Here is a 25890-nt window from a genome sequence, read left to right on the forward strand (position 1 = left end):
GGTCAGCGCCCACGCCCGGCCAGGATCAGGGCCAGGAACACCGGCAGCCCGACCAGGGAGGTGATGATGCCGACCGGCATCACCGTGCCCGGCACCAGGATCTTCGCCACCACCGAGGCCAGCGACATGATCAGCGCGCCCGCCAGCGCGCTGGCCGGCAGGTAGAAGCGGTGGTCCTCGCCGATCAGCAGGCGGGCGACATGGGGGCCGACCAGCCCGATGAAGCCGATGGTGCCGACGAAGGCGACCGAGGTCGCGGCCAGCAGGCTGACCCGCAGCATGGAGGCGAAGCGCAGCCGCCCGATGTCGATGCCGAAGCTGCGCGCCCGGTCCTCGCCCAGGCGCAGCGCCGTCATCGCCGACGCCGCCCGCAGCGAGAAGGGCAGGACGACGGCGACCACCAGGGACAGCACGGCGAGCTTGTTCCAGTCGGCCCGGCCGAGGCTGCCCATGCTCCAGAACACCAATTGCTGCAGGGCTTCCTGGCTGGCGACATATTGGAGCAGGGCGACCAATGCATTGAAGGTGAAGACCATGGCGATGCCGAGCAGCACCAGGGTCTCGACCCCCGCGCCCCGGATCCTGGTCAGGCCCTGCAACAGCAGGACCGAGCCGAAGGCGAAGAGAAAGGCATTGGCCGAAATGATCCAGTCCGCCGGAATGCCCGGCAGGCTGATGCCCAGCACCAGGGCCAGCGCCGCGCCCAGCGAAGCGGCGGAAGAGACGCCGAGGGTGAAGGGGCTGGCCAGGGGATTGTTCAGGATCGTCTGCATCTCGGCCCCGGCCAGCGACAGGGCGGCGCCGACCACCGCCGCCATCAGGGCCAGCGGCAGGCGGAGCTCGAACAGGATCACCCGCGCCCGCGGCGACAGGCTGTCCGGCGCGGCGATCCCGGCCAGAAGATCGTCCAGGCTGAGGGCGGAGGCGCCCGTCGCCATGTCGAGCGCGACGGCAACAAGAACGCCGGCGGCAAGCGCGGCGAGCAGGGCGAGGCGGCGGGCCACCAGCCTGTCATAGGCGGCGAGCGCGCCATCGGTCGGATGCGGCAATGGTCGATCCCGAAAGGCAGCGGCCCCGCTGTCCTAGCAGATCAAGCGGGCCGTGCCGACCGCAGAAAGCCGCGGCCCTGCATCGGAAATGTCGATCATGGGTCGGGGCGCGCGGGGTTGTAGGGTACGCGCCGCCCTTGTCCTTCGGGGAAAGCCCCTTTCATGACCGATGCCACGCCCCGCGTTCCCTTCGCCGAATTCGTCGCCATCATCGCCTTCATGATGGCCCTGGGCCCGCTGGCGATGGACAGCATGCTGCCCGCCTTCGGGGCGATGCGGGCCGATCTCGGGCTGCATGATCCGAACGATATCCAACTGGTCGTCATCGTCTTCATGGGCTTTTTCGCCGTCGCCCAGCTTGCCTACGGCCCCCTGGCCGATCGCTTCGGGCGCCGCCCGGTATTGCTGGCGGGGCTTGCGGTCTTCACCCTGGGCTCGATCGTCGCCCTGCTCGCCCGGGATATCGAGACCCTGGTGGTCGCCCGCGCGATCCAAGGCAGCGGGGCGGCGGCAACCCGCATCATCGCCACCGCCGTCACCCGCGACCGTTTCAACGGGCCGGACATGGCCCGGGTCATGGCCCTGATCATGATGGTGTTCATCACCGTGCCCGTGCTGGCGCCGGCCTATGGCAGCCTGCTGCTGCTGGCGGGCGGCTGGCGGGCGACCTTCGTCGGCATGCTGGTGCCGGGGCTGCTGCTGGCGGCGTGGTTCACGCTTCGCATGCCGGAAACCCTGGCCCCCGCCCGGCGCCTGCCGCTTGCCCCCGGGCGCGTGGCCGCTGCCGCCGCGCGCTGCTTCACCACCCGGCAGAGCGCCGGGGCGACCACGGCCATGGGCCTGATGTATGCCTGCCTGATGGCCTATATCGCCTCGTCCGAACAGGTTTTCGCGACCGGGATCTACCCGCTCGGCGCCGGCTTTCCGCTCGCCTTCGGGATCATCGCGGCGATCATGGGCGGGGCCTCCTTCGCCAATGCCCGGCTGGTGCGGCGGCTCGGCATCCACCGGCTGCTGCACACCGGGCAATGCGGCTTCGTCGTCCTGTCGGCGGTTTTGTTCCTGGTGGCGCTGGCCTTCGACGGGCGGCCGCCCTTCCTGCTTTTCGCCGCGCTGCTTTCGGCCTGCCTGTTCCTGCTCAGCCTGACCATGCCCAATTTCAATGCGCTGGCCATGATGCCGCTGGGCGATATCGCGGGCACCGCGTCCTCGGTCATCGGCTTCTATTCGATGCTGCTGGGGGCGGTCTTCGGCGGCGTGGTCGGGGCGCTTTACGACGGCACGGTGGTGCCGCTGGCGGGCGGCTTCCTGGTCCTCGGCAGTCTCGCCCTCGGGGTGACCGGCTGGACCGAGCGCGGGCGCTTGTTCGCAGGGCCCGCCTTCGGGCGCTGACGGCGGGCGCCATGGCCGGCTATATCGACGATCTCGACTATCCGCATTTCTTCCACCGGGAAATGACGCCGGTGTGGATCGCCGCCCTGCTGGCCGGGCGCGGCTGGCCGGCGCCCGACATCCGCAAGCCTTATCGCTGGTGCGACCTCGGCTGCGGCACCGGCTTCGGCACGGCGCTGACGGCGGCGGTGAACCCCCTCGGGCAGTTCACCGGGATCGATTTCAATGCCCGGCACATCGCCCATGCCGTTGATTTCGCCGGCAGGGCCGGGATCGGCAACGCCCGTTTCCAGGCGGCGGATTTCGCCGCTGCCGCGGCGGATGGGGACGGCTTCGATTTCATCGTCTGCCACGGCGTCTGGTCCTGGCTGGCGCCGGAAAAGCGCGAGGCCGTGCTCGACTTCATCGACCGCCGCCTGCGCCCGGGCGGGGTCGTCTATCTTCACTACATGTGCCACCCCGGCCTGTCGGCCTTTGCCGGTGCGCGGCAGTTCCTGCGTCTCCATGCCGGCGCGGGGTCGGACCGGGGAGCACGGTTGACCGCGGGCCTGCGCCTGCTGGCCGATCTCGGCCGGGCCGGGGCCGGTTACTTCGCCGTCCATCCTTTGGTGCTGTCGCAAGGGGTGGAGCGGGCCCTGGCGGACGATCCCCGCTTTCTCGCCCATGAATTGCTGAACGAGCATTGGCAGCCGCAGCATGTGGGCGACGTCATCCGTGCTTTGTCGGGGATCGGCTGCGCCTATGCCGGCAGCGCCAATCCCTTCGACAATATCGATGCCGTGTGCCTGCCGGGGCAGACCGCCGCCGCCCTGGCCGGGGTGGCGGATGCCGCCATGGCCGAGACCATCCGCGACCTCGCCCGGAACCAGGGGCGGCGCCAGGATCTCTATGTCCGGGGCGTGCAACCCCTGGCGGGCCAGGCGCGGATCGAGGCGCTGTGCGGCTTTGCCTATGCCGGATCGGACCGGGCGCCCCGGGGCGGCGACATCAGCTTCGCCACGCCGATCGGCCCGGTCACCGGGGCCGGCGCCCTGTTCACGCCGCTGTTCGAGGCCCTGGCGGCCGGGCCCCGGAATTTCGCCGATCTCGCCCGCCTGCCGGTCTTTCGCGGCAATGCCGGGGCGGCGTGGCAGGCGCTGGCCATGGCCCTGTTCGCCGGCTTCGCCCATCCCGTGCTGCCGGCCGGGCGGGGCGACGAACGCCGGGTGAACGATCTGATCGAGGGGGAAGGCCAAGCCTATGGCTGGCGGGCCGTCGCGGCCCTCGGCAGCGCACTGCCGAGGGCCTGAGAGCGGGCCGGCTTACTTCACCAGCCGGATGCGGGTCAGGCGATCGGCGGATTCATCCTCGCCCCGGCCCTTGTTGACGGCATAGACGGTGCCCTTGCCGTCGGCGGCGGCGAAGTTCGGCATCGCGCCATTGTCCAGGTTGGCGACGATCTTGCCGTCCGGATCGACCACGGTCAGCGTGCCCGAACCCCGGTTCGAGACATAGGCGAGGCGCTTCACCGGCTCGAACTCGACGTTCAGCGCCCCGGCGCCGACCGGCACGACCTGCAGGGTCTTGCCGCTCTCGCTGTCGACGATGATGAGATTGTCGTTCGAGAAGGAGGAGACGAAGATCCGCTTGGTCACCGGGTCATAGGCGACGCCGGTGGCCCCCTTCGCGCCCTCGTAGGTGATGACCTTGGTCACGCGGCCGGCGGCGACGTCGATCACCGCGATTTCGGGCGTGGTCTGGCTGACGGTGAAGAGCTGGCCGCCCGCCGCGTCGAGGTCGAGGCTCATGACCTGGAATTCGTCGCCGCGCTTGGTCGAGGGGATGTCGATGGTCGCGGTCTTTTCCAGGGTCTTGGTGTCGAAGACGACGATCTGGCTGGTCATCGCCGCCGAGACATAGGCGCGGCCGCGTTTGTCGTCGACCACGACGTCGCGGGAATGGTTCACCGCCTCGGGCTCGAACTGCTTGACCAGGGAGAGGTCGGACTGCTTGTAGACGGCGACCGTGTTCTGCCGCGTGTTGGTAACCCAGACCGTGCCGTTGGCATCGTCGACGCCGACGCCGTAGACGGCATAGACCGCCGGCCCCTGGGGCTGCTGGCCTTCGCCGCCGGGACCGGGGCCCGGTGCCGCCGGTGCTGCCGGCGCGCCGCCCAGGAAGGCGGGGCGCGCCGCGGGATCGGGACGGGGCCGCTCGGGGGCCGCCGCCGGGGTTGCCCGGGCGATGATTTCAAGGGTGGTCGGATCGACCTTCAGCAGCGCCGAATCCCGCACCGGCGGGCGGCCGACGGCGGCGGTGACGAACAGCGCCTTGCTGTTCTCGCCATAGGCGACCTGATAGAGGCCGCGGACCATGCGGTTGGCCGAAATCTCGAAACGGTCGGCGCCCGAGACCGGCACCAGCGGCGAGACCTTGAGGTCGAGGATGCTGGCGGCCGAGGGCTGTTCCGCGATCACGACGATCGGATGGATGCCGATGGCGGCGTCCGCCGGCAGCTTGAAATCGCCGCTGACCTTGCCGTCCACGCCGACGACGAGCGGTGCCCCCGGGTTGAGCACGGTGGCGCCGCGCTGCAGGACCAGCTTCTGGCCCGCGACCAGCCCCTGGCCCTGCACCGTCACCGTATTGCCGGCGACGATCGGGCCGCCCGCCTGCTCGCCCGAGACGCGCAGCGTGCCGGCGAAGGGAATCGGGGCCTCGAAGGCGCCGTCTGCAAACGCCGGCAGTGGCGCCAGCAGCAAACCGAGGATGAGGGCGCGCGAAAGGGGGCGCGCCGATGTCGACCGGACAGTCACCGTCATGGTCAGTTCTCCCTGCAATGATCGGACGGGAAGGGGCGGGACTGCGGGGTCCCGGTGCGAAGACGTTTCGCACACAAATCTCCTGCGGGGGTGAGCGCATAATGTGATTAGCGCCGCCATTTTGATCAAATAATGATAATCAAAATCATTTTGAAAAATCGACTAAGATCATGATCCTAAGACCGCGGTGCCTGGGCTAGGAGGGCATCGCCGGGGTCTGCGCGATTTCGGAACCGTGGCGGCATCGAACGGCGTCGTAACCATCGGGATTGCGCCGGCCGCGCTCCCCTTCCCTGTCTTTTGGTTCGAGGTCCGACATGCGTTCCCATGCCTTTGCCCGCGGTTGCCAGACCGCGATCTATCTCTCGCTTGCCCTGATGCCGGCGGTGGCGCTCGGCCAGCAGGCGACCCCCGCCGAGGAGACGGCGGCGGAGGAACTGCCGACCGTGGTGGTGACCGCCGAGCAGGAATTGAAGCAGGCGCCGGGCGTTTCCGTGATCACGGAACAGGACCTGAAGGAACGCCCCGCGACCAACGACCTGATGGACATCATCCGCACCATGCCGGGCGTCAACCTGTCGGGCAATTCCTCGTCCGGGCAATATGGCAACAACCGCCAGATCGACCTGCGCGGCATGGGGCCGGAAAACACCCTGATCCTGATCGACGGCAAGCCCGTGACCTCGCGCAATTCGATCCGCATGGGCCGCAGCGGCGAGCGCAACACCCGCGGCGATTCCAACTGGGTGCCGGCCGACCAGGTCGAACGGATCGAGGTGATCCGCGGCCCGGCGGCCGCGCGCTACGGCTCGGGCGCCGCCGGCGGCGTGATCAACATCATCACGAAGAAGATCACCAACGAATTGAGCGGCTCGGCCACGGCCTATGTGAATGTCCCCGAACATGGCGAGGAAGGCGATTCCCGCCGCCTGAACTTCAACCTCAGCGGCCCGGTGGTGCAGGACGCCCTGTCCTTCCGCATCTATGGCGGTTACAACCGGACCGATGCGGACGACCTCGACCTCAACGGCGACTATCTGGCCACGGGCGGGGTCACCCCGCCGGCCGGGCGCGAGGGCGTCGAGAACTGGGATATCAATGCGCTCGCCCGCTGGGCGCTCGACGCCCAGCAGACCCTGGATTTCGAGGCCGCCTACAGCCGCCAGGGCAATATCTACGCCGGCGACCGCGCGGTCAGCGGCACCGGCACGGACCTGCTGACCTCGCTCGCCAACGACGGGGCGGAGACCAACCGCATGCTGCGGCGGACCTTCGCGGTCACCCACAAGGGCGAATGGGGCTGGGCCTGGTCCAATGCCTATGTCCAGTGGGAAAATACGCGCAACACCCGCCTGAACGAAGGGCTGGCCGGTGGTCCCGAGGGCTCGATCAACACGGCGACGGTAACTTCGACTTCCACGCTCGACAATTACACGGCGCATGGCGAGATCAACATCCCCTTCGAAGTGCTGGCGCCCCAGACCCTGACCGCCGGCGCGGAATGGAGCACGCAGAAGCTGGACGACCCGTTCTCGGTCTCGCAGACGGTCGGCGCCGCCACCGGTTCGATCGGGGGCATCTCGGCTTCCGGCCGCTCGGGCGAGGCGGAGCAGGACAATTTCGCCCTCTTCCTCGAGGATAATATCGAAGTGATGCCCGGGGTCATGGTGACGCCCGGCCTTCGCTTCGATCACAATTCCAATTTCGGCTCGAACGTCAGCCCGTCGCTGAATCTTTCGGTCGAGGTGGCGGACGGGATCTTCGTCAAGGGCGGTATCGCCCGCGCCTTCAAGGCCCCCAATCTCTATCAGGCCAATCCGAATTACCTCTATTACACCATGGGCATGGGCTGCCCGGTGGATTATCCCAACCTGGGCGGCGGCTGCTATATCCTGGGCAATGCCGATCTCGATCCCGAGGTCAGCGTGAACAAGGAAATCGGCCTCAGCTTCGACCGGAACGGCTGGAACGCCAGCCTGACCTATTTCCACAACGACTATGAAAACAAGATCGTCGCCGGCGACGTGCCGGTGGGCAACACCACGGGCGGCACCAGCACCGGCCGCGTGTTCAAATGGGACAATGCGCCGGAAGCCCTGGTCGAGGGCCTCGAGGGCAATATCCTGGTGCCGGTGACGCAGGATATCTCCTGGAACACGAATTTCACCTACATGCTGAAGAACCATAACAAGGAAGACGGCCAGCCGCTGTCGGTGATCCCGGAATATACCATCAACTCGACCCTGAAATGGCGCCCGACCGAGGCTTTGGTGCTGACCGGCTCGGTCACCTATTACGGCGAGCAGGAACCGCGCACGATCCAGACCTCGGGGGCGGCATCGACCGGGGACCAGCTCCGCACCCGCGATCCCTATGCGATCTTCGGTCTCTCGGGGACCTATGACGTGACCGACTATGCCTCGGTCACGGCGGGGGTGAGCAACCTGCTGGACGAACGCCTGTTCCGCGAGGCCAATTCGAACGGCGAAGGCGCCAATACCTACAACGAGCCCGGCCGCGCCTTCTATCTCAGCATCACGACCAGCTTCTGACCGGGGCCGGGCGCCGGTGCCCGCGGCAGGCTGCCAGCAACAGCAGGCAGAAGCCGCCGGTGCCGGCGCAGAAGGCGGCGATCGCCGGGCCGAGGCCGATGCGATCGGCCAGCAGCCCGATGCCCAGGATGGGCACGATGGTGCCGAGATAGCCGATGGTCAGGAAACTGGCCAGGATGCCGGCGTGCCCGCCTTCCTGCCGGCCGATCCGGTTGACGAGGCCGAGGCCGGACATGAAGGCCAGCCCGTGTCCCATGCCGATGACGATATCGGCCGCGGCGAAGGCCAGGATCGAGCCGCTCGCCCCGGCATAGCCGAGCCCGGCCGAGCCGAGGCTCATCAGCCCGAGGGCCAGCGTCAGGCCCCGGCCGGTGTCGAGCCGCCGCCCGGGCCATTGCACCGAGGCCGAACAGAATAATACGGCGGCGACGAAGGTGCCGCTGACCGCCGGCCCGTGCCAGGGCAGCACCCCGGCGATGAAGGACGGCGCCAGCGAGGCGATCAGGCTGAACAGGGCATAGGCGCAGAAGACCGCGAAGCCCGCGATCAGGAACAGCCCGCGCTGCGCCGGCAGCACCAGGCGCGGCATGAAGGAAAGCGCCGGCGGCGGCTCGGGGCGCTGCCCGCGCCCGGCGAAGACGGCAAGCCCGGCCAGGACCAGCCCGGCCAGGACGAAGACCACGGCATAGGGGGTCAGCAGCGGCGCCGGCGCCCATTGCCCGACGAGGCCGGTGACGAAGGGCCCGAGGCCGAACCCCGCCATGGTCACCGAGGAGGCGATGATCGAGGCCCGGCCCCCCGGCCCCGCCGGCTCGGTCTCGATCAGGCCCAGGGTGGCGGCGCTGGTGATCAGGCCCGACGCGACCCCGATCACCGCCCGCCCGAGGATGAGCACGGTGCGGTCGGGCGCCAGGGCGCAAAGGGCAAGCCCGGCCAGGACCACCACCAGCCCCGCCTTGAGCACCGGCAGGGCGCCGAAGCGCGCCGACAGGCGCCCGAGAAACAGGAAGCTGGCGACCACCCCGGCCATATAGGCGACATAGATCACGGCGATGTCGCTGGGGACGAGGCCCCAGGCGGTCTCATACAGGGGATAGAGCGGGCTGGGCATGGTCGCCCCCATGGTCCCGGCGACCAGGGCCAGGGCAACGAGGATGAAGGAAAGCCAGGGAGAGCGCGGCGAAAATGGTGCCATCATTGCCTCCAGCCGTCGGGGGACGGTGATTCCCATTTAAAATGACCAATTGGTCATTTTAGATCAAATGCCGCCGGAACATGCGGCCATGCAGGAATGGAGGGCGGCGAATGGGGACGGACAGCGGGCAGGGGGCGCGGGCATCGGCCGGTCCGGCCCGGCGCCGGGGGCCCAGCCCGGAAAAGACGGCGCGGACCCGGGCCCAGGTGGTCCAGGCGGCGATGGCGGAATTCCTGGACCAGGGCTATTCGGCCGCGACCATGGCCGGGGTCGCGCGGCGGGCCGGTCTCGCCAAGGGCACGCTCTATCTCTATTTCCCGACCAAGGAGGCGCTGTTCGCCGGCATCGTCCGCGATATCGTCACCAACCCCTTGCAGGAGGCGGAGGCCCAGGCGATCGGTGCCGAGGAAACGGTGGCCGACTATTTCCGCCGCACCCTGGTCCCGGTCATGCGCCGGATCGAAAGCAGCGGCCGCGCCGCCGTCGCCCGCCTGATCCTGGCGGAAGGGGCGCGCTTTCCGGTCCTGGCGGAAGTCTACCGCGAAGAAGTGTTCCACCCGCTGGTCGATCATATCCGCCTGCATGCCGCCCGCGCCATCGCCCGGGGCGAGCCGGGGGGCGAGATCCTGGCCCGCCATCCCCACCTGCTGATCGCGCCGCTCTGGGTCGGCATGGTCAACAACGGGGTGATCGCGCCGGACCGGCCGCTCGACATCGGCGCCATGTTCGAGGCCAGCCTCGACCTGATCTTCCGCTGACCGGATAGTGCGTTACTTCCCGTGCCGGATCGCCTATCAGACAGTTGATCCCGGTCCGGGGACGACAGAGGCGGCAGCGGCGGGCGATGGAGGATTTCACCAACAAGAAGAACCTGCTGATCCTGATCCAGCTGCGCTGGCTGGCGGTCTGCGGGCAGGTGATCACCATGGAGGTGGTCCACTACATGCTCGGGATCACATTGCCGCTGCCGTCCATGGCGGCGGTGGTGCTGTTCCTGATCGCACTCAATATCGTCGCCCTGACCCGCTATCGGCAGCTCGAGGAAGTGACCAATTTCGAGCTGATGCTGGAATTGCTGCTCGATGTCGTCGCCCTCACCATCCAGCTTTACCTGAGCGGCGGGGCGTCCAATCCGTTCATCTCGCTCTACCTGTTGCAGGTGATCCTGGCCGCCGTCTTGCTCGAAGCCTGGTCGGCCTGGCTGGTGGTGGCGGTCTCGATCGGCGGCTTCATCGCGCTGACCTTCGCCCATTACCCGCTCAACCTGCCCCACGGCGGGCCGCAGGACCTGTTCAGCCTGCATGTCCAGGGCATGTTCATCGGCTTCTTCCTGGCCGCCTTCCTGGTCGTGTTGTTCCTGTCGCGCATCCAGGGCAACCTCCGCTCGCGCGAGGCCAATCTGGCGGCGCTGCGCCAGCGTGCGCTGGAGGAGGATCACGTCGTCCGCCTCGGCCTGCTCGCCTCCGGCGCCGCCCATGAGCTGGGCACGCCGCTGGCGACGCTGTCCGTCATCCTCGGCGACTGGCAGCGCATGCCGGCCCTGGCCGGGGATCCGGACCTGAAGCGCGAGATGGCGGAAATGCAGGCCCAGCTGGAACGCTGCAAAGCGATCGTCTCCGGCATCCTGCTGTCCGCCGGCGACATGCGGGGCGAGGGCACGCTGCGCACGACCCTCGCCGGCTTCCTGGACGAGACGGTGGAGGAATGGCGGGACAGCCGCAATCCCGCCGCCCTCGACTATACCAGCGTGATCACCGACGATGTCCCTATCGTCTCGGACACCGCCCTGAAACAGGTGATCTTCAACGTGCTCGACAATGCGCTCGAAGCCTCGCCCGCCTGGATCGGCGTCGCCGCCGGCCGCCAGGGCGGGAATATCGTCGTCACTGTCAGCGATGCCGGCCCCGGTTTCGCGCCCGAGATGCTGAAGGAATTCGGCAAGCCCTATCGCTCGACCAAGGGGCGGCCGGGGGGCGGGCTCGGGCTCTATCTCGTCGCCAATGTGGTGCGGAAACTTGGCGGCACGGTCAGCGCCCGCAACGGCGCCGACGGCGGCGCCAGCGTCACCCTGGCCCTGCCGGTGGCCGCCCTTTCGCCCGTGCCCTTGCCGGCAGGGGGCGCCCATGAGCGCTGACCTCAGCCTGCTCATCGTCGAGGACGACGTCGCCTTCGCCACCGCCCTGCGCCGCTCGTTCGAGCGCCGGGGCTACGACGTCCGCTGCTGCGAGGGGGCGGAGGGCCTGCCCGCCCTGCTGGCCGGCTTCTCGCCCCGCCATGCCATCGTCGACCTCAAGGTCGTCGGCGGTTCCGGCCTCGAATGCGTCCGGCTGCTGCACCGGCACGATGCCGGACTGCGGATCGTGGTCCTGACCGGTTTCGCCAGCATCGCGACCGCGGTCGAGGCGATCAAGCTGGGCGCCTGCCACTACCTGCCGAAACCGTCCAACACCGACGATATCATCGCCGCCTTCGAGCGCGCGGGCGGCGACGCCCAGGTTCCCCTGGGCCAGCGCCCGACCTCGATCAAGACGCTGGAATGGGAACGCATCCACGAGACCCTGGTCGAGACCGACTTCAACATTTCCGAGGCCGCCCGCCGCCTCGGCATGCATCGCCGGACCCTGGCGCGCAAGCTCGAGAAGCGGCAGGTGAAATAGGCCGGCGCTCAATTCTTCTTCAGGCGGTAGGCCAGCTGGGCCCGGCTGATGCCGAGCATGCGGGCCGCCTCCGAAATATTGCCGTCGGCCAGTTCGACCGCGCCGCGCAGCAGGGATTCCTCAAGCTCGTCGAGGGGAATGCGCGAGCGCAGCAAGGTCTGCACCAATTGTTCCGGGCTGGTGGTGCCGGAGGCCGGCGCCGGCTCCTCGTTCACCGGGCTCAGGTGGCCTTCCTGGTCCATGCCGAGCACGGCCGATTCGAAGCGCTCGCCCGAGGTGAAGAGGTGGCAGAGGTCGATGGCGCCGTCCTCCGGCGCCAGGATCACGCCGCGTTCCACCATGTTCTCCAGTTCGCGGACATTGCCGGGCCAGCTGTAGGAATAGAGGCTGGTGATGGCGCGCTGGGTGAAGCCGGTCAGGCTCTTGCCGTGGCGGCGGCAGAAATAGCCGAGGAAATGGTTCAGCAGCAGGGGAATATCCGCCCGCCGGTCGCGCAGCGGCGGGATATGGATGGGGAAGACGTTCAGGCGATAGAACAGGTCCTCGCGGAAACTGCCGTCGGCGACGCCGCGGCGCAGATCGACATTGGTCGCGGCGACGATGCGGACATCGACCTTGCGGCTGCGCTGGTCGCCCACCCGCTCGATCTCGCCTTCCTGAAGGGCGCGCAGCAGCTTGCCCTGGGCGGCCAGCGACAGGGTGCCGATCTCGTCGAGGAACAGGGTGCCGCCGTTCGCCCGCTCGAACCGCCCCGGGCGGGAGGAGACGGCGCCGGTGAAGGCACCCTTCTCGACGCCGAAGAGTTCGGATTCGATCAGGTGTTCCGGGATCGCGGCGCAGTTGATGGCGATGAACGGGCCCTCGGCGCGGGCGCTGATCCGGTGCAGGGTCTGGGCGAACATTTCCTTGCCGACGCCGGATTCGCCCAGCAGCAGCACGGTCGCATTGGTGCGGGAGACTTTCTCCAGCATGTGGCAGACGATGTTGAAGCCGGCGGAGGCGCCGACCAGGTCCTTCACCGGCGAGCGGCTGGCCTCGGCGGCATCGGCCGCGGGCATGACCGCGGCGCGGGAATTGACCACGATCGGCCCCTGGCTCTTGCGGTTGGCGAAGGCATGGGGCTGGAGATAGCGGATGTCTTCCTCCGCGTCCGGCCATTCGGCCACCGGCTTGCCGACGATGCGGCAGGCGGAATGGCCCATCGAGCGGCACTCCACCTCGCGGAACAGCATGGGCCGGCCCATGAAGATGCTGGTGTAACCCGAGGCATAACCGATCTGCATCCAGCAGGCGGGGTCGGAACCGATCCCGTGCGAGGCGATATGGACCTCGTCCTCGCAACTGTCGTGCCACAGGTATTCGCCGTAGAAACGCCCGGTGTTCACATCGGATTCGACGCGCACCGGCTCGACGGTGACGATGCCCTCGATCATGTGAAGCTGCGGCCCGACATTGAAGAAATCGAAGAAGTCGCGGCCCTGGCGGACCTTGACCGCCAGTTCGGCATCCCGCGCCCCCGAGGCATAGCCCATGCGGGTGAGCAGGGCGCGCGCCCCTTGCAGGCCGATCGTCTCGATCAGCTCGTTGCGCAATGCCCCGAACGCATGATTATGCAGCATGATCATGCGGTTGTCGTCGAGCCAGATCCGCCCCACCTGGGGGCAGAACCGCAGACGTGCCGCGAGATCATCCATGTCGGGGAAAGTGCGCGATTTACCGGAAGGTGAATTTTGGTCTGACATGCCACTCTTTGCTGCTGCAAAGTTTCTGATGACCGCCGCCATTTTTCGGATCCCCCCCGTTATCTTTATCGGGCCCTTGTTTGTTGCGGAGCCTTGTTTGATTGCGACTATAACATGACTATTCCCTCGACTATCGGGATTACGCACCCGTTCAGGCTTTATTCTTCGTTGCCCCGGGTTTGGGGTCATTCGTGTTCAATCCGGCATCGGGCCCCGCTGCCGCTGCGGCGGGGCCCGGTCCCTGCCTCAATCCTTGAGGCCGAGGCCGCGCTGGAAGGCGTGCAGGCGGGCCAGCGCCTGGGCGCCGCCGTCGGCTTCCGGCAGGGCGGCGGCATAGGCGGCGATCGCCTCCTCGGCCCGCGGCGTCCAGGCGGCGACGCGGGCGCGCAGCCAGTCGCGGTTGCCCTCGACCGCCAGCGCCATCTCGACCAGGCGCGAGGCCCAGCGGCGGTGACGCTCGGCATCACGCATCTGGCCCTGGGACAGCAGGCTGTACAGCGTGTCGCCGTTGCTCAGAGCGACCTCCGACAGGGTGCCGAGCATGGCCTCCTCGACCGCGGGCTTCAGCACCAGGTTGAAGACGACGAAGGCTTCGGCCCAGTCCCAGACCACCAGCGCTTCCTCGAGCAGGCGGCGGAAGCCCTGCCACTGCGGCGCGTCTTCCCAGATCTGCCGCTCGTTGCGGCCGAAGCCGGCGTCGGGCTGGGCCTTGCCGAGTTCCACCGTGCGATAGGCGGTATGGGTGACCCAGCGCAGCGAATCCGCGGACTGGAAATAGAGGCAGGAGGTGATGGTGCTGGCCGGCGCCATCTGGGCGACATAGGCCGAGCCCATCTGGAGGCCGTGGTAGAGATAGCGGGCGGGGGCGAAGAAGGCGGCTAGAGTGGCGATCCACTCGCGCGAGATCATCTGGTCGTGGCCGCGGTCGCTGAACTGGTCGAACAGGCTGTTGACATAGGTCTCCTGCCCGTCCTGCAGGATATTGTAGGTGCGATAGACCAGCTGGTCCGGGTCCTGGAACAGGTCCCAGTCGCCGTGCTTCAGCGGGCTTTCGTTACAATATTTGCGGTACCAGTCGTTCATCGGCAGGTTGGGATCGAGTTCCCACGGCGCGTCGGGGTTACGCTGGCGGTAATGCAGGCGGGTGTTGACGATGTCGTATTCGCTCGGGCGCTTGCGGCGGTCGGCGAGATGCGACCAGGTCTTCAGCGGCTTCAGGGGTTCGGGGGCGGCGGACATTGGGGGTTCCTTCCCGGCAGTCGGTTCTTGTCAGATATGCTTGGCGAGGTAGAAGCGCACGCGTTCCGGCGAGGTGTCGATCTGGCCCGAGAAGGAGCCGAGATTGATCTCGATCTCGCGCATCTGGAACGGCCGGCCGAGGGCTTCCTCCATCGACGCGCGGGTCAGGATGCATTCGTCCTCGCATTCGATGCGGATATAGGCGGTGCGGTCCTCGACGTGGATTTCCTTGCCGGGATTGTCTTCCTCGACCGCCTGGATGGCGGCCTGGGCCACTTCCCCGGCGCGCAGGATCGGGCCGACGCGGTTGTTGCGATAGGCGTCGCCGGCGGCATTGTGCTTGGACATGTTTCTCTCCCGCGTCAGGTATGTGATTTGCAGGGTTCGACGCCTTCGACATTGACGAAGACATCGTCGCCCCGGATATCGACCGGATATTCGGCGATCCGGCAGTCGGTCGGGTTCAGCCCGGCGCCGGTCTCGCTGTCGAACTGCCAGAGATGCGCCTTGCAGGTGATAACCCCGCCCTCGAAGCTGCCGTCGATCAGGGCGATTTCCTGGTGCGGGCACATGGACTGGAAGGCCTTGATCCGGCCGCCCTCGATGCAGACGACGAGGACGTCGCGGCCGGTGGCGGTGGTGAATTCCTCCATCTCGCCTTCCCAGACGTCGTCGAGCGTGCAGAGTTTCTCGAACGCCATGTTGCTCTCTTCGTGCGCGGTCAGATGTCGGAGAAAATGACGTCGACGGTTTCGGTCGGCATCAGGCCGGCGGCCTTCACCTGCAGGTCGCGCGGGAAGACTTCGCCGGTCGAATGGCGGCGGACGCGCATTACCTTGCCGGGACGCGGCGCAACCCGCCGGTTCACCGAATGGACGGCGCAGGCGGCGGCGACCTCGTCCATGGTCGAGGCGTCGTCGACCACGACGAGCTGGATCACGAAATCGCCCTCGAAATTCGAGGACAGCGGAAAAATAGCCATGGGTTCCTCCCCTTGTTTCAACTTGGGGGAGGGGGCGGGGCCCCCTCCCGTCCGCCTCATTCGGCGGCGTGGCTCTGCTTGCCGATGCCGGCCCAGGCGTAATTATGCGCGTCGACGCCGATCTCGCCCGGGTTGAGGCCCATGTAGAGCAGGGCGCCGGCAAGGTTCTGCGGCTGGATCTGGCCGGCCAGGAAGCGGTCGACCACGCTCAGGTGACCCTGGTAACGCTTCGGGTCCTGCTCGAAGCACCAGCGGTCGACCTCGGAGCCGAAGTGGTAAAGGCGGCCTTCGTGGACCAGCTGGTAATCCTTCACATTCCAGCCGTCGCCCGGCATGCCGACCACCGGCAGGTTGCACATGTTGCAGATGGTGGGCAGGGTTTCCGGCAGCGACAGGTCCTCGCGGCCCTTCTGCAGGTTCTCGGTGATCACGTCCCAGCAGCGGCCGAAGGTGGCGTTCCAGCCCGGGTATTTCTCCTCCAGCCACTCCCGCTCCTCGGGCGAGACGCCGGCGGCCGGGTTCCACCACACGGTCGGGCGCCAGTACCACACGCCCATGTGCATGCCGTGGTGGGTCTCGTCCAGGGCGCGGATGAATTCATCCCAGTACCAGGGCAGGTCCAGGCCGAGATCCTTCAACTGGCGCTCGAACTGGCCGATGATCCATTCCTGCATGAATTCCTTGAACGACTGCTTGCGGTGCTCGAGCGGGGTGTAATAGTCGAGGATCGGCCCGGTCAGCACCGAGAACAGTTTCCACGCCCGCCAGAAGATGACGTCGATCATCTTCTGCGCCTCGTCCTTCTTGCCGTTCTCGATCAGGATCTTGAGGACCGGGCCGCCCTGCTGGGCATGGCGCGATTCATCGGTCTGGATCGAGGAGATCAGGCTGGCGAACGTATGGTCCCCGGCTTCGGCCGCATCCGCGGCCAGGCCGAGGAACTGCATGTTGGTGAAGCCGGTCTCGAAGGCGAAGGTCAGCATGATGGCGACGCTGACGGCATCGCGGGTGAACATCATGTCGTCGAACATGTGGCGCGCGGCGACCGCGGCCCATTCGTTGGTGTGCATCGCCTTGTGGGCCCAGTCCCACTGGCGGCTGCGCTTGGTGTGCTCGTGCGGGAAGAACAGCTGGATCTGGCCGTGACGCATCTCGTCCAGCATGCCGAAGGTGGCCATGTTGCGGTTGCCCGGCGCGCGGGCAAAGCGGGCCATGCGGGCCTCCGCCGTGGCGGCGGCATATTCGGCGACGGCCAGGGCGCCGTAATGGGCCTGCAAGGTCGAGACCCAGCCCGGGTCGGCGCTGTCGATATAATTCGCGCGCTCGAGGGCGGCCTTCACCGAATAGGCGCCGGCGTCCTTCTCGCGCTGGGTGGCGACGTAATCGCTGTAGGTAACCTTATAGGGTTCGTCGAAGGTCTCCCAGGCTTCGGCCGGAATGCCGCGCGCACCCGACATCATCTCCGGGAAAATTTCCTGCTCGGGCACATAGCGCGGGGTCCAGTTCGTCGTCCGGACGAGATCGTAATATTCGCTAGAAGCCAGCTTCGACATTGCTGTCCCTCCCTGTGGGCTTGTTGCTCTGGCCGGATAAGGGCTTGGCGTGGCGGTTGCCGCCGCCGCTCCCGCTCTCTTCAGCAATGATCGTGCCAAGCGCTCCGGCGATGGCTCTCCCGCGTGCCGCGCATGGGTGCGGGGGCCCTGCCGGCCGCAGCGCGGCGTGCGCGCTGCTGCACCGCATCCGGTGGCCGGGGGCGCCCGGGGCGGCGCTTTCCCGGGCTTCCAAAGGCCGTCTCGCCGCGGCATTGCTGCAGCGCATCGCGACACGCCCGAGGTTGCGCCGGCACCGGGGCGGGACAGGCGGAACGGGGTTGGTTCGGGGCCCGATTGATCTGTTCATGAAATCGCCGGGCGCCTGATCGAGGCACGTCGATCCCGAATTATCGATTTCATGCAACACCGCCACAGCAAGCATCGACACGACCGCCCGGCCCCGAGGCCGGAGATTGGAGAAGAAGGATCAGCGCATGCCGATCACGCCCAGAGTCCGCGCGGTGCGGATGGCCTGGCGGCGACCGCGGGCGGCGAATTTGTCGAAGATGCGCTGCCAGTACCATTTGACCGTGCTTTCGGCGATCGCCATCTCGGCGGCGATCTCGCCGTTCGACAGGCCACCGTCGGCAAGACGCAGGATCTCGATCTCCCGGTCGGTCAACGGCTCGTAGAGGGCGACCTCCTGGGTATCGGCCGCCACCGTCCGGGCCGCCGGGCCGGGGGCGCCGATCGCCAGCAGGATCTCGCCGGCATAGTCGGCGACCGCCGGGTGATGCTCGCGCCAGCGCTGCTGGATGGCGGCGAAGACCGGGGCGAGGCCCGGGCCCTGGTCGGCGAAACTGCGGATGAAGCGGGCGTGGGTCATGCCCTTCAGGACATCGGCCAGCATGCGCTGGGCGCCCTCGATGTCGCCGTCGCGGACCAGGGCGCGGGCCAGCAGGGCGGCGATGGCGGCGGCGCCGGCCCGGGCCTGCCGATGGGTGGCGAAGCGCAGCCAGCGGGTCAGCATGGCGACCGCCTGGCGCGGCTGGCCGGCGGCGATCATCAGTTCGCCATGGACCAGGGCCGCGGTCTCGTGCCGGGTGCCCGGCTGGGGGATGGACCAGGGATCGTCGAAGGCGTCCGGCAGGGGCGAGAGGTCGAGCGCGTCGAGCCCGTGGGAAAAGAAGGAATCGAGGCCGGCAAGGCGCACCCGTTCCAGCAGGATGCGGCCCTGGAAGCGGTCGAAGCCGAATTCCGCCGCCGCGCAGTCCGCCTCTTCGAGCAGGGCGGCGACCCGGGCGAAATCCCGGTCGAGGAAGGCGAGGCGGATCGAGGTGAGAAAGGCTTCCATCATATTGTCGACGAAGCCGAGTTCCTTGCTGAGCGGCAGGTAGCCCGCCAGCATCTGCCGCGCCCGGCCCAGGTCGTTCCGCTCGTAGGCGATCCCGGCCAGCAGCGAGGTGGGCATGGAGGCGAGCGGCGTCGCTTCCCCATGGAGCGTGACCGCCATGCCGAGCGAGCGGGACAGCACCGCCACCGCCTCGTCCAGCCGGCCGCAGCGCTGGAGCGAGCGGCCGACGATCGAATCATGGAACACGGTGCCGTAATAGGCGCCGTGCTGGATGAACATCTCGCGCACCTCCTCGGCCCGCGACATGACCAGATCGAAGCGATAGAACTCCCGGTCGGTCAGGATCTTGGCCGACAGGGACGAGGCATACATGAACATGTCGTTGCTGTGGCGGGCGTCGAGCCAGTCCTGGGCGGCGGTGCGGGCGCCGGCGCTGTCGTCGTTCAGCAGCTTCAGCATCATCTCCCGGTGGGAGAGTTTCTCGCGCAGATAGTCGAGGTCGAAGCCGCAGTCGGCGGAAGAGGAGCCAAGGGTCTGCACCGCGATCCGGGCATCGCGGAGATCGGCCTCCGCCGCCTTGAAGCGCCAGCGCAATTCGCTCTGCCAGGCGCGGTCGAGAAGCAGGCGGGGCAGGCGGCGGATATGGGCGTCGGTCAGGCGTCGGGCATAGGTTTCCAGCGTCATGGCGCGGCCGGCCGAGAACAGGGCGTCGCTACCCTCGTCCAGCAGGCCGCCGGCGAATTCCATGTCGCCCGAGGCGAAGGCATGGCTGATCGCCTCGGTGATATAGCCGTTGTCGAACAGCCAGCGCGCCGCCGTCCGGTGCAGGCCGGCCACCCGGTCGGGATGGACCTCGGTCAGCTTGCGGCGCAGGTAGTCGTTGAACAGGTGGTGGTAGCGGAACCACTTCCGTTCCTCGTCCAGCGGCACCAGGAACAGGTTCCACTGTTCGATATAGTCGAGGCTCTCGTAATTGGCGCTGCCCGGGTTGACCGCATTGACGAGGTCGAGGGTGAAGCGCTCCAGGATCGCGGTGTTCAGCAGGAAGTCGCGCACCGTCTCCGGGTGCTTCTGGAACACTTCGTCCGAGATGAAGCCGTCGATCCGCTTGTTGGTGCCGGAGAAGGCCTGGATGAAGCCCGCCTTGTTGGGCTCGTTCGCCAGCGCGATCGAGGCAAGCTGGAGCCCGGCGACCCAGCCCTCGGTCTTCTGGCGCAGGAGGTCGCTCTGATTCTCGGTGACGTCGGTATGGCCCCAGAGGTGCAGCACGCGCTGCGTCTCGTCCGGGTCGAACTGAAGGTCGTGGAAGGTCAGCTCGCGCACCAGGCCGCGCATGCCGAGGCGCGCCACCGATATATTGTGCTGGTTGCGCGTGGCGATGAAGAAGCGCAGGCGCCGGGTGTTGGCGCCGAAAACGAGGTTCATCAGCTCGACCGCGCGTTGTTCGGTCACGCAGTGATAATCGTCGAGGAAGAGGGCGATATCCTGCTGCAGGTCGGCGATCTCGTTCAGCAGGGTCCGCTGCAACACGGCTTCGGGCGGCATCAGGCCGGTTTCGAGCAGGATCGCCGTGGCGGCGCAGGCATTGGGTGCCGCCGTGCGCATGGCCGAGACGAGAAGGGCGATCAGCCCCGTGGTGTCGTTGTCGGCGTAATCGAGGCCGGCCCAGCCGGCCAGCAGCCCCGCCTGGCGGAAATGGTGGAAGGCCTGGACCATGGCCGTGGTCTTGCCCGAACCGGCGGGTGCGGTGATCAGGGTGATCGGCGTCCCGGGCCCGAGGTCGAAGCGGCCGGTGACGCGGGCACGGGCGATGGTCCGCTCGTCGTTATGCGGCGGCTGGAGTTTCGTCTTCCTGATCAAGACGCGGGAAGATTGCATTGGATCTTCTCAGTCTCTTTTTTCTTTTGTCTTTATATACATGTGGCCGGGGCTGGCGTTCCGCCTGTCTCCCGGTCCCTCCCGGCACGAAAGTAGACCGGCGGACAAGATGTGTCATGCCTGATCTGTCGGCGATGCGCCCATATCGCACATAAATATTTCACCGGCGCAGTAATCGCGGGCGTGACCAAGAATTGCCGGCGAATTCACGCTGCGGCGCAAAATAATCGGCCAACCTTTGGGAGGGCGGGCGCAGGGGTGGCCGCCGGCGCCGGTGATCAGCTTTCCATCCCTTTGTGCGGGTGAGGGGATGGCCCCGCCCGCGCATAACGGCAAGAGACGCCGAAGCCGGCGACAGCCGCCAGGGAGGGAAAAAAACCATGACTCTATTGCAGCGAAGCGATTGGTACGATGTCGCCCGCGACACCAATTGGACGCCGTCCTTCGTCGCCGAGGCCGATCTGTTTCCGCCCGAGATCAGCGATCCCTTCAACATGCCGAAGGCGGCCTGGGCCGAATACGACGAACCCTACAAGGTTTCATACGCCGAATATGTGAAAGTCCAGCGCGAGAAGGACGCGGGAGTCTATGCCGTCAACACGGCGGCGGCCCGGACCCGCTTCATGGAAGAGGCGGGGCAGCGCTGGCACTCGATCCTGAAGCTGCATTTCGGTGCGGTCTCGCTGGCCGAATCCAGCTCGCAGATTTCCGAGGGGCGTATGGCGCGCTTCGGCAAGGCGCCGGGCATGCGCAACATGGCGACCTTCGGCCTGCTCGACGAAATCCGCCACGGCCAGGCCCAGCTCTATTTCGCCCATGAAAGCCTGAAGCACAGCCCGCAGTTCAATTTCGCCCACAAGCTGCTCGGCACCCAGGAATGGGGCGCGATCATGACGCGGGCGACGCTGGACGACGTCTTCATGGGCCGCGACGCCGTGACCACGGCGATCATGCTGACCTTCGCCTTCGAGACCGGCTTCACCAACATGCAGTTCATCGGCCTGGCCGGCGATGCGGCCGAGGCGGGCGACACCAGCTTCTCCAACCTGATCTCCTCGATCCAGACCGACGAGTCGCGCCATGCCCAGATCGGCGCGCCACTCCTCAAGCTGATGGTCAAGAACGGTTACAAGGCCGAGGCGCAGAAGGCGGTCGACATCGGCTTCTGGCGCACCTACCGCTTCTTCTCGCTGCTCACCGGCACCGTGATCGATTATTTCATGCCGCTGGAGAAGCGTTCCTCCTCGTTCAAGGAATTCATGGAGGAATGGATCGTCGGCCAGTTCGAGCGCACCCTGCTCGACATGGGCCTCGACCTGCCCTGGTACTGGGACTATTTCCTCGAGGACATCAACAGCTTCCACCACGGCATGCAACTCGGCTGGTGGCTCTATCGCGATACGGTCTGGTTCAATGTCCCGGCCGGCGTCTCGCCCGCCGAACGGGAATGGCTGGAAGCGAAATATCCGGGCTGGAACGACAACTGGGGCCGGCTGTGGGACCAGATCGGCGCCAATCTCCGCGCCGGCAAGGCCGACCTCACCGTGCCTAAGACCTTGCCGGTGGTCTGCGCCTTCAACAACCTGCCCATAGTCACCTCGCCCGACAAGCCGTGGAACCCCAAGGGCCAGATGCTGACCTACAAGGGCAAGAAGTATTACTTCCAGTCCCATGTCGAGAAATGGGTGTTCGAGCAGGACCCGGAACGCTATGCGGCGCACCAGACCCTGATCGACCAGTTCCTGGCCGGCAAGATCCTGCCGCCGAACTACGAGGGCGCGCTCAATTACATGGGCCTTTCCCCGACCGAGCGCGGCAAGGACGCGGAGAACTACGCCTGGGCCTTTGCCGGGCATGCCCCCGCCAAGATGGCCGCCGAGTAACGGCACCGCAGGCCCCGGCGCCCGGCGCCGGGGCCGCCCCGACCCTTTTGGAGAACTGGAAATGTCCGATCTGCCCCTGCTCGTCTCGTGCGAGCGCGATTTCCTCGTGCATCTCGTCGCCATCCCGGCGGAGGCGCGCATCGCCGACCTGATCGAGGCCGCGGCTTCCCTCGTCGTCGGCGTCCATGTCCCCGAACGCCCGCTGTCCCAAATCCGCCTGCGCAAGATCGACGGCGACGCGGCCCTGCCCCTCGAGGTCAAGGTCGGCGACTCCGGCATCGAGGCCATGGACTGGGTTCATCTCTTCTTCGAGCCGGCGCACGACGGGAAGCCGCTGCAATGAGCGTCGACGCCGTCCTGACCTATCACCCGGTCTGCGATCTCGACGACATCTGGGAAGGCGAGGCCGTGGAATTCGAAGTCGCGGGCCATGACATCCTGGTCGTCCATCACATCGGCGGCGAGGTCGCGGCACTGCAGGCGCTCTGCCCGCATCAGGATATTTCGCTGGCCGAGGGCAGCTTCGAGAACGGCGTGCTCACCTGCCGCGCCCATCTCTGGCAGTTCGACAGCCGCAGCGGCGACGGCCTCAACCCGTCTGACTGCCGGCTGGCGCGCTATCCGGTCCGGGTCAGGGACGGCAAGGTGCTGGTCAGTGTCGACGGTATCGCGCCCTTCCGCGTCGGGGCCTGAACAAGAAATCTGGGAGGTTACCATGTCCATCGCCACCGGCCGCAGCAATGCCGCGAACGCCAATATGGTCGGCCCCGTGCTGCGCGCGGGCGAACTGGCCGACGTCATCGTCGAGGCGATCCGCCGCGACAATCCGGACAATGAAGTCCATGTCGCCGACAAGCGGGCCTATCTCCGGGTCTCGGTCTACGGCGAATGCATCGTCCGCCGCTCGACGGTCGAGGAATTGCTGCGCCGGCCGTTCCTGATGCAGGAGATCGAGCCGATCCTCGCCTCCTTCGCCGGCCAGATCGAGGCGACCGAACGCTACGTCCGCTTCTTCCTCGACGGCCGTATCTAAGCAAACAGAACCAGGGAGTGAAATCATGAGAGAAGGTCCCGTCGAGCAGACGAAACTGAAGACCTGGAGCGCTCTGTCCGCCCAGCGCCGCAAGCCCAGCGAATATGAAGCCGTCGCCTTCGACGTCCATTTCCTGAACGACTATGCCCAGCCCGGCAAGCCGGGGCCGGCGCTGCCCTCGCTCGATCCCGATGCCTATATCAACCGCTGGTACAAGAAGAACCTGCTGGAGTCGCCGCTCCGCCACGACGACTGGCTGGCCTTCCGCGACCCGGAGGAAGTGACCTACCGGCGTTACAACATCATCCAGGAAGGCCAGGAAAACTACGTCGCCGAAATCATGGACCGTTTCAGCAACGAAGCCCATGACACCGGCCTCGACGGCGAATGGCAGACGGTCCTGTCGCGTCTCTATACCCCCGGCCGTTTCCTGCACCACACGGTGCAGATGGTCTCGGCCTATGCCGCGACCGCGACCCCGGCCTCGACCATTTCCCATTGCTATGCCTTCCAGGCGGCGGATGCGCTGCGGGCGGTGTCCCATATCTCGTATCGCACCGTCGAACTGGCGCGCAGCCATGCCGGCGCCGGCTTCAACGAGGACGAGCGCGGCCATTGGGAAAAATCGCCCGAATGGCAGGGCTTCCGCGAACTGATGGAAAAGGTCCTGGTGGTCTATGAGTTCGGCGAGACCTTCGCCGCCCTCAACCTCGTCGCCAAGCCCGCGATCGACGAAGCCTGCGTCCGCCAGCTCGGTCGGGCCGCGCGCCGCTTCGACGATTCCGTGCTCGACCTTCTCGCCGACGCCATCCTGAAGGATACCGCCCGCTCGCGCGCCTGGACCGCGGCCCTGGTCAAGTTCCTCGGCAAGGAGCCGGCGAATCTCGACCATCTCCGCGCCTGGATCGCGAAATGGGAACCGCTGGCGGACCGGGCGATCGACGCCTTCTGCGCCGGCCTGCCCGAGGGCGACCGCGCGGCCGCGGCGGCCCGGCAGGCCACCCGCGATTTCCGCGCCTCGCTCGGCCTCTGACGGGGGTGGGAATGGACGTCCGCGCTGCGGTAGCCTTCGAGGCGGGCAAGCCGCTGGAAATCGTCACGGTCCAGCTGGAAGGGCCGCAGGCGGGTGAAGTGCTGGTCGAGATCAAGGCGACCGGGGTCTGCCATACCGACGCCTATACGCTGTCGGGGGCGGATCCGGAGGGGCTGTTCCCGGCGATCCTGGGCCATGAGGGCGCGGGCGTCGTGGTCGAGGTCGGCCCCGGGGTCACCAGCCTGAAGCCGGGGGACCATGTGATCCCCCTCTACACCCCGGAATGCCGCGAGTGCGACTATTGCCTCAGCCGCAAGACCAACCTGTGCCAGAAGATCAGGATCACCCAGGGCCGCGGCCAGATGCCGGACGGCACCAGCCGCTTCTCCTATAAGGGCCAGCCGCTGCACCATTACATGGGCACCTCGACCTTCGCCAACTACACCGTGGTGCCCGAGATCGCCCTGGCCAGGATCCGGCCGGACGCGCCCTTCGACAAGGTCTGCTATATCGGCTGCGGGGTTACCACCGGGGTCGGCGCGGTGATCAACACGGCGAAGGCGGAGCCCGGCTGCAATGCGGTCGTCTTCGGGCTGGGCGGGATCGGCCTCAACGTCATCCAGGGCCTGCGGATGGTGGGCGCCAATATGATTGTCGGCGTCGACCTCAACGACGACAAGCAAGAATGGGGCCGGCGCTTCGGCATGACCCATTTCGTCAACCCGAAGAAGATTTCGGGCGATGTCGTCGCCCATCTGGTCGAGCTGACCCGGGGCGGGGCCGACTATTCCTTCGACTGCACGGGCAATACCACGGTGATGCGGCAGGCGCTGGAATGCTGTCACAAAGGATGGGGCGAAAGCATTATCATCGGCGTCGCGGCGGCGGGCCAGGAGATCGCCACCCGTCCGTTTCAGCTGGTGACCGGGCGGGTGTGGCGGGGTACGGCCTTCGGCGGCGCCCGCGGGCGGACCGATGTGCCCAGGATCGTCGACTGGTACATGGACGGCAAGATCGAGATCGATCCCATGATCACCCATGTCCTGCCCCTCGACCGCATCAACGATGCCTTCGATCTCATGCACCACGGGAAATCCATCCGCGCCGTCATCGCGTTCTGACAACAACAACGGGAGGACTGAATGAGCATTTTCACGCATGTCTGCGTCGGCACCAACGACCTCGGCCGCGCGCGCCGCTTCTATGACGATGCGCTCGGCCGGCTCGGCTACAAGCGCGTCGCCGATCTCGGCGAGAACGGCTCGATCTGGGGCGAGGACGGCCCCGCCTTCTTCGTGCTGAAGCCCGGCAACGGCCTGCCCGCGACCTATGCCAATGGCGGCACCATCAGCTTCGTCGCCCCGACGCGGGCGGCGATCGATGCCTTCCATGCCGCCGCCCTCGCGCTGGGCGCCCGGGACGAGGGGGCGCCGGGCCCGCGCAGCATCGCGCCCAATGCCTATGCCGCCTATATCCGCGATCCGGACGGCAACAAGCTCGCCGCCTATTGCTTCCAGGCGCCCTGATCCATGCCGGCCGGCCGCGGTTCCGCGGCCGGCCTTCCCGTA

At 67.1% G+C, this 25890-nt stretch carries 23 protein-coding genes; 13 read left to right on the forward strand and 10 right to left on the reverse strand.

The genetic code is table 11. The features are described from left to right. Positions 1-2: 2 nt before the first annotated feature. Entirely contained in the window at positions 3-1049 is a 1047-nt protein-coding gene (locus DKG75_RS22100) for a FecCD family ABC transporter permease (RefSeq protein WP_243746416.1), read from the reverse strand. Positions 1050-1211: 162 nt separating this feature from the next. On the opposite strand from DKG75_RS22100, the gene DKG75_RS22105 reads away from it, so the two are divergent. Further along, positions 1212-2441 (forward strand): multidrug effflux MFS transporter, encoded by a 1230-nt coding sequence (locus tag DKG75_RS22105; protein WP_109923365.1) that lies wholly within the window; start codon positions 1212-1214, stop codon positions 2439-2441. Positions 2442-2452: 11 nt separating this feature from the next. After that, entirely contained in the window at positions 2453-3730 is a 1278-nt protein-coding gene (locus DKG75_RS22110; protein ID WP_109923366.1) for a class I SAM-dependent methyltransferase, read from the forward strand. Positions 3731-3742: 12 nt separating this feature from the next. Here DKG75_RS22110 and DKG75_RS22115 read toward each other — a convergent pair whose 3' ends face one another. After that, positions 3743-5242: a YncE family protein gene (locus DKG75_RS22115; protein WP_109923367.1), complete on the reverse strand. Its 1500-nt coding sequence runs from the start codon at positions 5240-5242 to the stop codon at positions 3743-3745. Between the two features lie 317 nt (positions 5243-5559). On the opposite strand from DKG75_RS22115, the gene DKG75_RS22120 reads away from it, so the two are divergent. Next, complete coding sequence (locus DKG75_RS22120) at positions 5560-7794, forward strand: TonB-dependent siderophore receptor (RefSeq protein WP_109923368.1); 2235 nt, start codon at positions 5560-5562, stop codon at positions 7792-7794. On the opposite strand, the gene DKG75_RS22125 is transcribed toward DKG75_RS22120, so the two are convergent. Beyond that, complete coding sequence (locus DKG75_RS22125) at positions 7778-8989, reverse strand: MFS transporter (RefSeq protein WP_166646306.1); 1212 nt, start codon at positions 8987-8989, stop codon at positions 7778-7780. The genes DKG75_RS22120 and DKG75_RS22125 overlap by 17 nt on opposite strands. 110 nt (positions 8990-9099) lie before the next feature. Here DKG75_RS22125 and DKG75_RS22130 point away from each other — a divergent pair, with 110 nt between their 5' ends. From DKG75_RS22130 to DKG75_RS22140, 3 genes are all read left to right on the forward strand, one after another. Further along, complete coding sequence (locus DKG75_RS22130) at positions 9100-9747, forward strand: TetR/AcrR family transcriptional regulator (protein WP_109923370.1); 648 nt, start codon at positions 9100-9102, stop codon at positions 9745-9747. A gap of 86 nt (positions 9748-9833) precedes the next feature. Further along, positions 9834-11123 (forward strand): ATP-binding protein, encoded by a 1290-nt coding sequence (locus tag DKG75_RS22135; protein WP_109923371.1) that lies wholly within the window; start codon positions 9834-9836, stop codon positions 11121-11123. Then, complete coding sequence (locus tag DKG75_RS22140; RefSeq protein ID WP_109923372.1) at positions 11113-11646, forward strand: response regulator transcription factor; 534 nt, start codon at positions 11113-11115, stop codon at positions 11644-11646. The genes DKG75_RS22135 and DKG75_RS22140 overlap by 11 nt, the downstream gene beginning before the upstream one ends. Positions 11647-11654: 8 nt before the next feature. On the opposite strand, the gene DKG75_RS22145 is transcribed toward DKG75_RS22140, so the two are convergent. The 7 genes from DKG75_RS22145 to DKG75_RS22175 form a co-directional block, all read right to left on the reverse strand. After that, a complete protein-coding gene (locus DKG75_RS22145) occupies positions 11655-13340 on the reverse strand; it encodes a sigma-54-dependent Fis family transcriptional regulator (protein ID WP_208111906.1) in 1686 nt (561 codons plus the stop codon). Positions 13341-13634: 294 nt separating this feature from the next. Then, entirely contained in the window at positions 13635-14627 is a 993-nt protein-coding gene (locus DKG75_RS22150) for an aromatic/alkene monooxygenase hydroxylase subunit beta (protein WP_109923374.1), read from the reverse strand. Between the two features lie 30 nt (positions 14628-14657). Beyond that, complete coding sequence (locus DKG75_RS22155) at positions 14658-14975, reverse strand: MmoB/DmpM family protein (RefSeq protein ID WP_109923375.1); 318 nt, start codon at positions 14973-14975, stop codon at positions 14658-14660. Between the two features lie 14 nt (positions 14976-14989). Then, a complete protein-coding gene (locus tag DKG75_RS22160) occupies positions 14990-15328 on the reverse strand; it encodes a monooxygenase system ferredoxin subunit (protein WP_109923376.1) in 339 nt (112 codons plus the stop codon). A gap of 20 nt (positions 15329-15348) precedes the next feature. Further along, a complete protein-coding gene (locus DKG75_RS22165; RefSeq protein ID WP_109923377.1) occupies positions 15349-15609 on the reverse strand; it encodes a toluene-4-monooxygenase system B family protein in 261 nt (86 codons plus the stop codon). A gap of 56 nt (positions 15610-15665) precedes the next feature. After that, on the reverse strand, positions 15666-17162 hold the full coding sequence (locus DKG75_RS22170) for a ferritin family protein (protein ID WP_109923378.1): 1497 nt from the start codon (positions 17160-17162) through the stop codon (positions 15666-15668). A 466-nt stretch (positions 17163-17628) separates the two neighbouring features. Beyond that, positions 17629-20373 (reverse strand): winged helix-turn-helix domain-containing protein, encoded by a 2745-nt coding sequence (locus tag DKG75_RS22175; protein WP_109923379.1) that lies wholly within the window; start codon positions 20371-20373, stop codon positions 17629-17631. A 380-nt stretch (positions 20374-20753) separates the two neighbouring features. On the opposite strand from DKG75_RS22175, the gene DKG75_RS22180 reads away from it, so the two are divergent. From DKG75_RS22180 to DKG75_RS22210, 7 genes are all read left to right on the forward strand, one after another. Then, entirely contained in the window at positions 20754-22256 is a 1503-nt protein-coding gene (locus tag DKG75_RS22180; RefSeq protein WP_109923380.1) for a YHS domain-containing protein, read from the forward strand. 61 nt (positions 22257-22317) lie between these two features. After that, positions 22318-22599 carry a toluene-4-monooxygenase system B family protein gene (locus DKG75_RS22185; RefSeq protein ID WP_166646307.1) on the forward strand — a complete coding sequence of 94 codons (282 nt, stop codon included), beginning with the start codon at positions 22318-22320 and terminating at the stop codon, positions 22597-22599. Continuing rightward, the gene (locus DKG75_RS22190) at positions 22596-22949 is read left to right on the forward strand and encodes a monooxygenase system ferredoxin subunit (RefSeq protein WP_208111907.1); all 354 of its coding nucleotides are present in this window, start codon (positions 22596-22598) and stop codon (positions 22947-22949) included. Before DKG75_RS22185 ends, DKG75_RS22190 begins: the two co-directional genes overlap by 4 nt. Positions 22950-22971: 22 nt before the next feature. Beyond that, positions 22972-23289: an MmoB/DmpM family protein gene (locus tag DKG75_RS22195; RefSeq protein ID WP_109923382.1), complete on the forward strand. Its 318-nt coding sequence runs from the start codon at positions 22972-22974 to the stop codon at positions 23287-23289. Positions 23290-23314: 25 nt separating this feature from the next. Next, the gene (locus DKG75_RS22200; RefSeq protein WP_109923383.1) at positions 23315-24322 is read left to right on the forward strand and encodes a ferritin family protein; all 1008 of its coding nucleotides are present in this window, start codon (positions 23315-23317) and stop codon (positions 24320-24322) included. 11 nt (positions 24323-24333) lie between these two features. Further along, entirely contained in the window at positions 24334-25443 is a 1110-nt protein-coding gene (locus tag DKG75_RS22205) for an S-(hydroxymethyl)glutathione dehydrogenase/class III alcohol dehydrogenase (RefSeq protein WP_109923384.1), read from the forward strand. A gap of 21 nt (positions 25444-25464) precedes the next feature. Then, entirely contained in the window at positions 25465-25848 is a 384-nt protein-coding gene (locus tag DKG75_RS22210) for a VOC family protein (protein WP_109923385.1), read from the forward strand. Positions 25849-25890: the final 42 nt, after the last annotated feature.

The sequence above is a fragment of the Zavarzinia compransoris genome, from assembly GCF_003173055.1.
In the GTDB taxonomy this organism is placed as follows: Bacteria; Pseudomonadota; Alphaproteobacteria; order Zavarziniales; family Zavarziniaceae; genus Zavarzinia; species Zavarzinia compransoris.

What these genes read in the sequence shown, in the direction of transcription:
- DKG75_RS22115 (WP_109923367.1), bottom strand. Translation starts at nt 5,242, where the DNA reads ATGACGGTGACTGTCCGGTCGACATCGGCGCGCCCCCTTTCGCGCGCC.
- DKG75_RS22105 (WP_109923365.1), top strand. Translation starts at nt 1,212, where the DNA reads ATGACCGATGCCACGCCCCGCGTTCCCTTCGCCGAATTCGTCGCCATC.
- DKG75_RS22190 (WP_208111907.1), top strand. Translation starts at nt 22,596, where the DNA reads ATGAGCGTCGACGCCGTCCTGACCTATCACCCGGTCTGCGATCTCGAC.
- DKG75_RS22120 (WP_109923368.1), top strand. Translation starts at nt 5,560, where the DNA reads ATGCGTTCCCATGCCTTTGCCCGCGGTTGCCAGACCGCGATCTATCTC.
- DKG75_RS22150 (WP_109923374.1), bottom strand. Translation starts at nt 14,627, where the DNA reads ATGTCCGCCGCCCCCGAACCCCTGAAGCCGCTGAAGACCTGGTCGCAT.
- DKG75_RS22170 (WP_109923378.1), bottom strand. Translation starts at nt 17,162, where the DNA reads ATGTCGAAGCTGGCTTCTAGCGAATATTACGATCTCGTCCGGACGACG.
- DKG75_RS22125 (WP_166646306.1), bottom strand. Translation starts at nt 8,989, where the DNA reads ATGGCACCATTTTCGCCGCGCTCTCCCTGGCTTTCCTTCATCCTCGTT.
- DKG75_RS22155 (WP_109923375.1), bottom strand. Translation starts at nt 14,975, where the DNA reads ATGTCCAAGCACAATGCCGCCGGCGACGCCTATCGCAACAACCGCGTC.
- DKG75_RS22140 (WP_109923372.1), top strand. Translation starts at nt 11,113, where the DNA reads ATGAGCGCTGACCTCAGCCTGCTCATCGTCGAGGACGACGTCGCCTTC.
- DKG75_RS22195 (WP_109923382.1), top strand. Translation starts at nt 22,972, where the DNA reads ATGTCCATCGCCACCGGCCGCAGCAATGCCGCGAACGCCAATATGGTC.
- DKG75_RS22165 (WP_109923377.1), bottom strand. Translation starts at nt 15,609, where the DNA reads ATGGCTATTTTTCCGCTGTCCTCGAATTTCGAGGGCGATTTCGTGATC.
- DKG75_RS22130 (WP_109923370.1), top strand. Translation starts at nt 9,100, where the DNA reads ATGGGGACGGACAGCGGGCAGGGGGCGCGGGCATCGGCCGGTCCGGCC.
- DKG75_RS22180 (WP_109923380.1), top strand. Translation starts at nt 20,754, where the DNA reads ATGACTCTATTGCAGCGAAGCGATTGGTACGATGTCGCCCGCGACACC.
- DKG75_RS22205 (WP_109923384.1), top strand. Translation starts at nt 24,334, where the DNA reads ATGGACGTCCGCGCTGCGGTAGCCTTCGAGGCGGGCAAGCCGCTGGAA.
- DKG75_RS22200 (WP_109923383.1), top strand. Translation starts at nt 23,315, where the DNA reads ATGAGAGAAGGTCCCGTCGAGCAGACGAAACTGAAGACCTGGAGCGCT.
- DKG75_RS22160 (WP_109923376.1), bottom strand. Translation starts at nt 15,328, where the DNA reads ATGGCGTTCGAGAAACTCTGCACGCTCGACGACGTCTGGGAAGGCGAG.
- DKG75_RS22135 (WP_109923371.1), top strand. Translation starts at nt 9,834, where the DNA reads ATGGAGGATTTCACCAACAAGAAGAACCTGCTGATCCTGATCCAGCTG.
- DKG75_RS22210 (WP_109923385.1), top strand. Translation starts at nt 25,465, where the DNA reads ATGAGCATTTTCACGCATGTCTGCGTCGGCACCAACGACCTCGGCCGC.
- DKG75_RS22110 (WP_109923366.1), top strand. Translation starts at nt 2,453, where the DNA reads ATGGCCGGCTATATCGACGATCTCGACTATCCGCATTTCTTCCACCGG.
- DKG75_RS22185 (WP_166646307.1), top strand. Translation starts at nt 22,318, where the DNA reads ATGTCCGATCTGCCCCTGCTCGTCTCGTGCGAGCGCGATTTCCTCGTG.
- DKG75_RS22145 (WP_208111906.1), bottom strand. Translation starts at nt 13,340, where the DNA reads ATGGATGATCTCGCGGCACGTCTGCGGTTCTGCCCCCAGGTGGGGCGG.
- DKG75_RS22175 (WP_109923379.1), bottom strand. Translation starts at nt 20,373, where the DNA reads ATGCAATCTTCCCGCGTCTTGATCAGGAAGACGAAACTCCAGCCGCCG.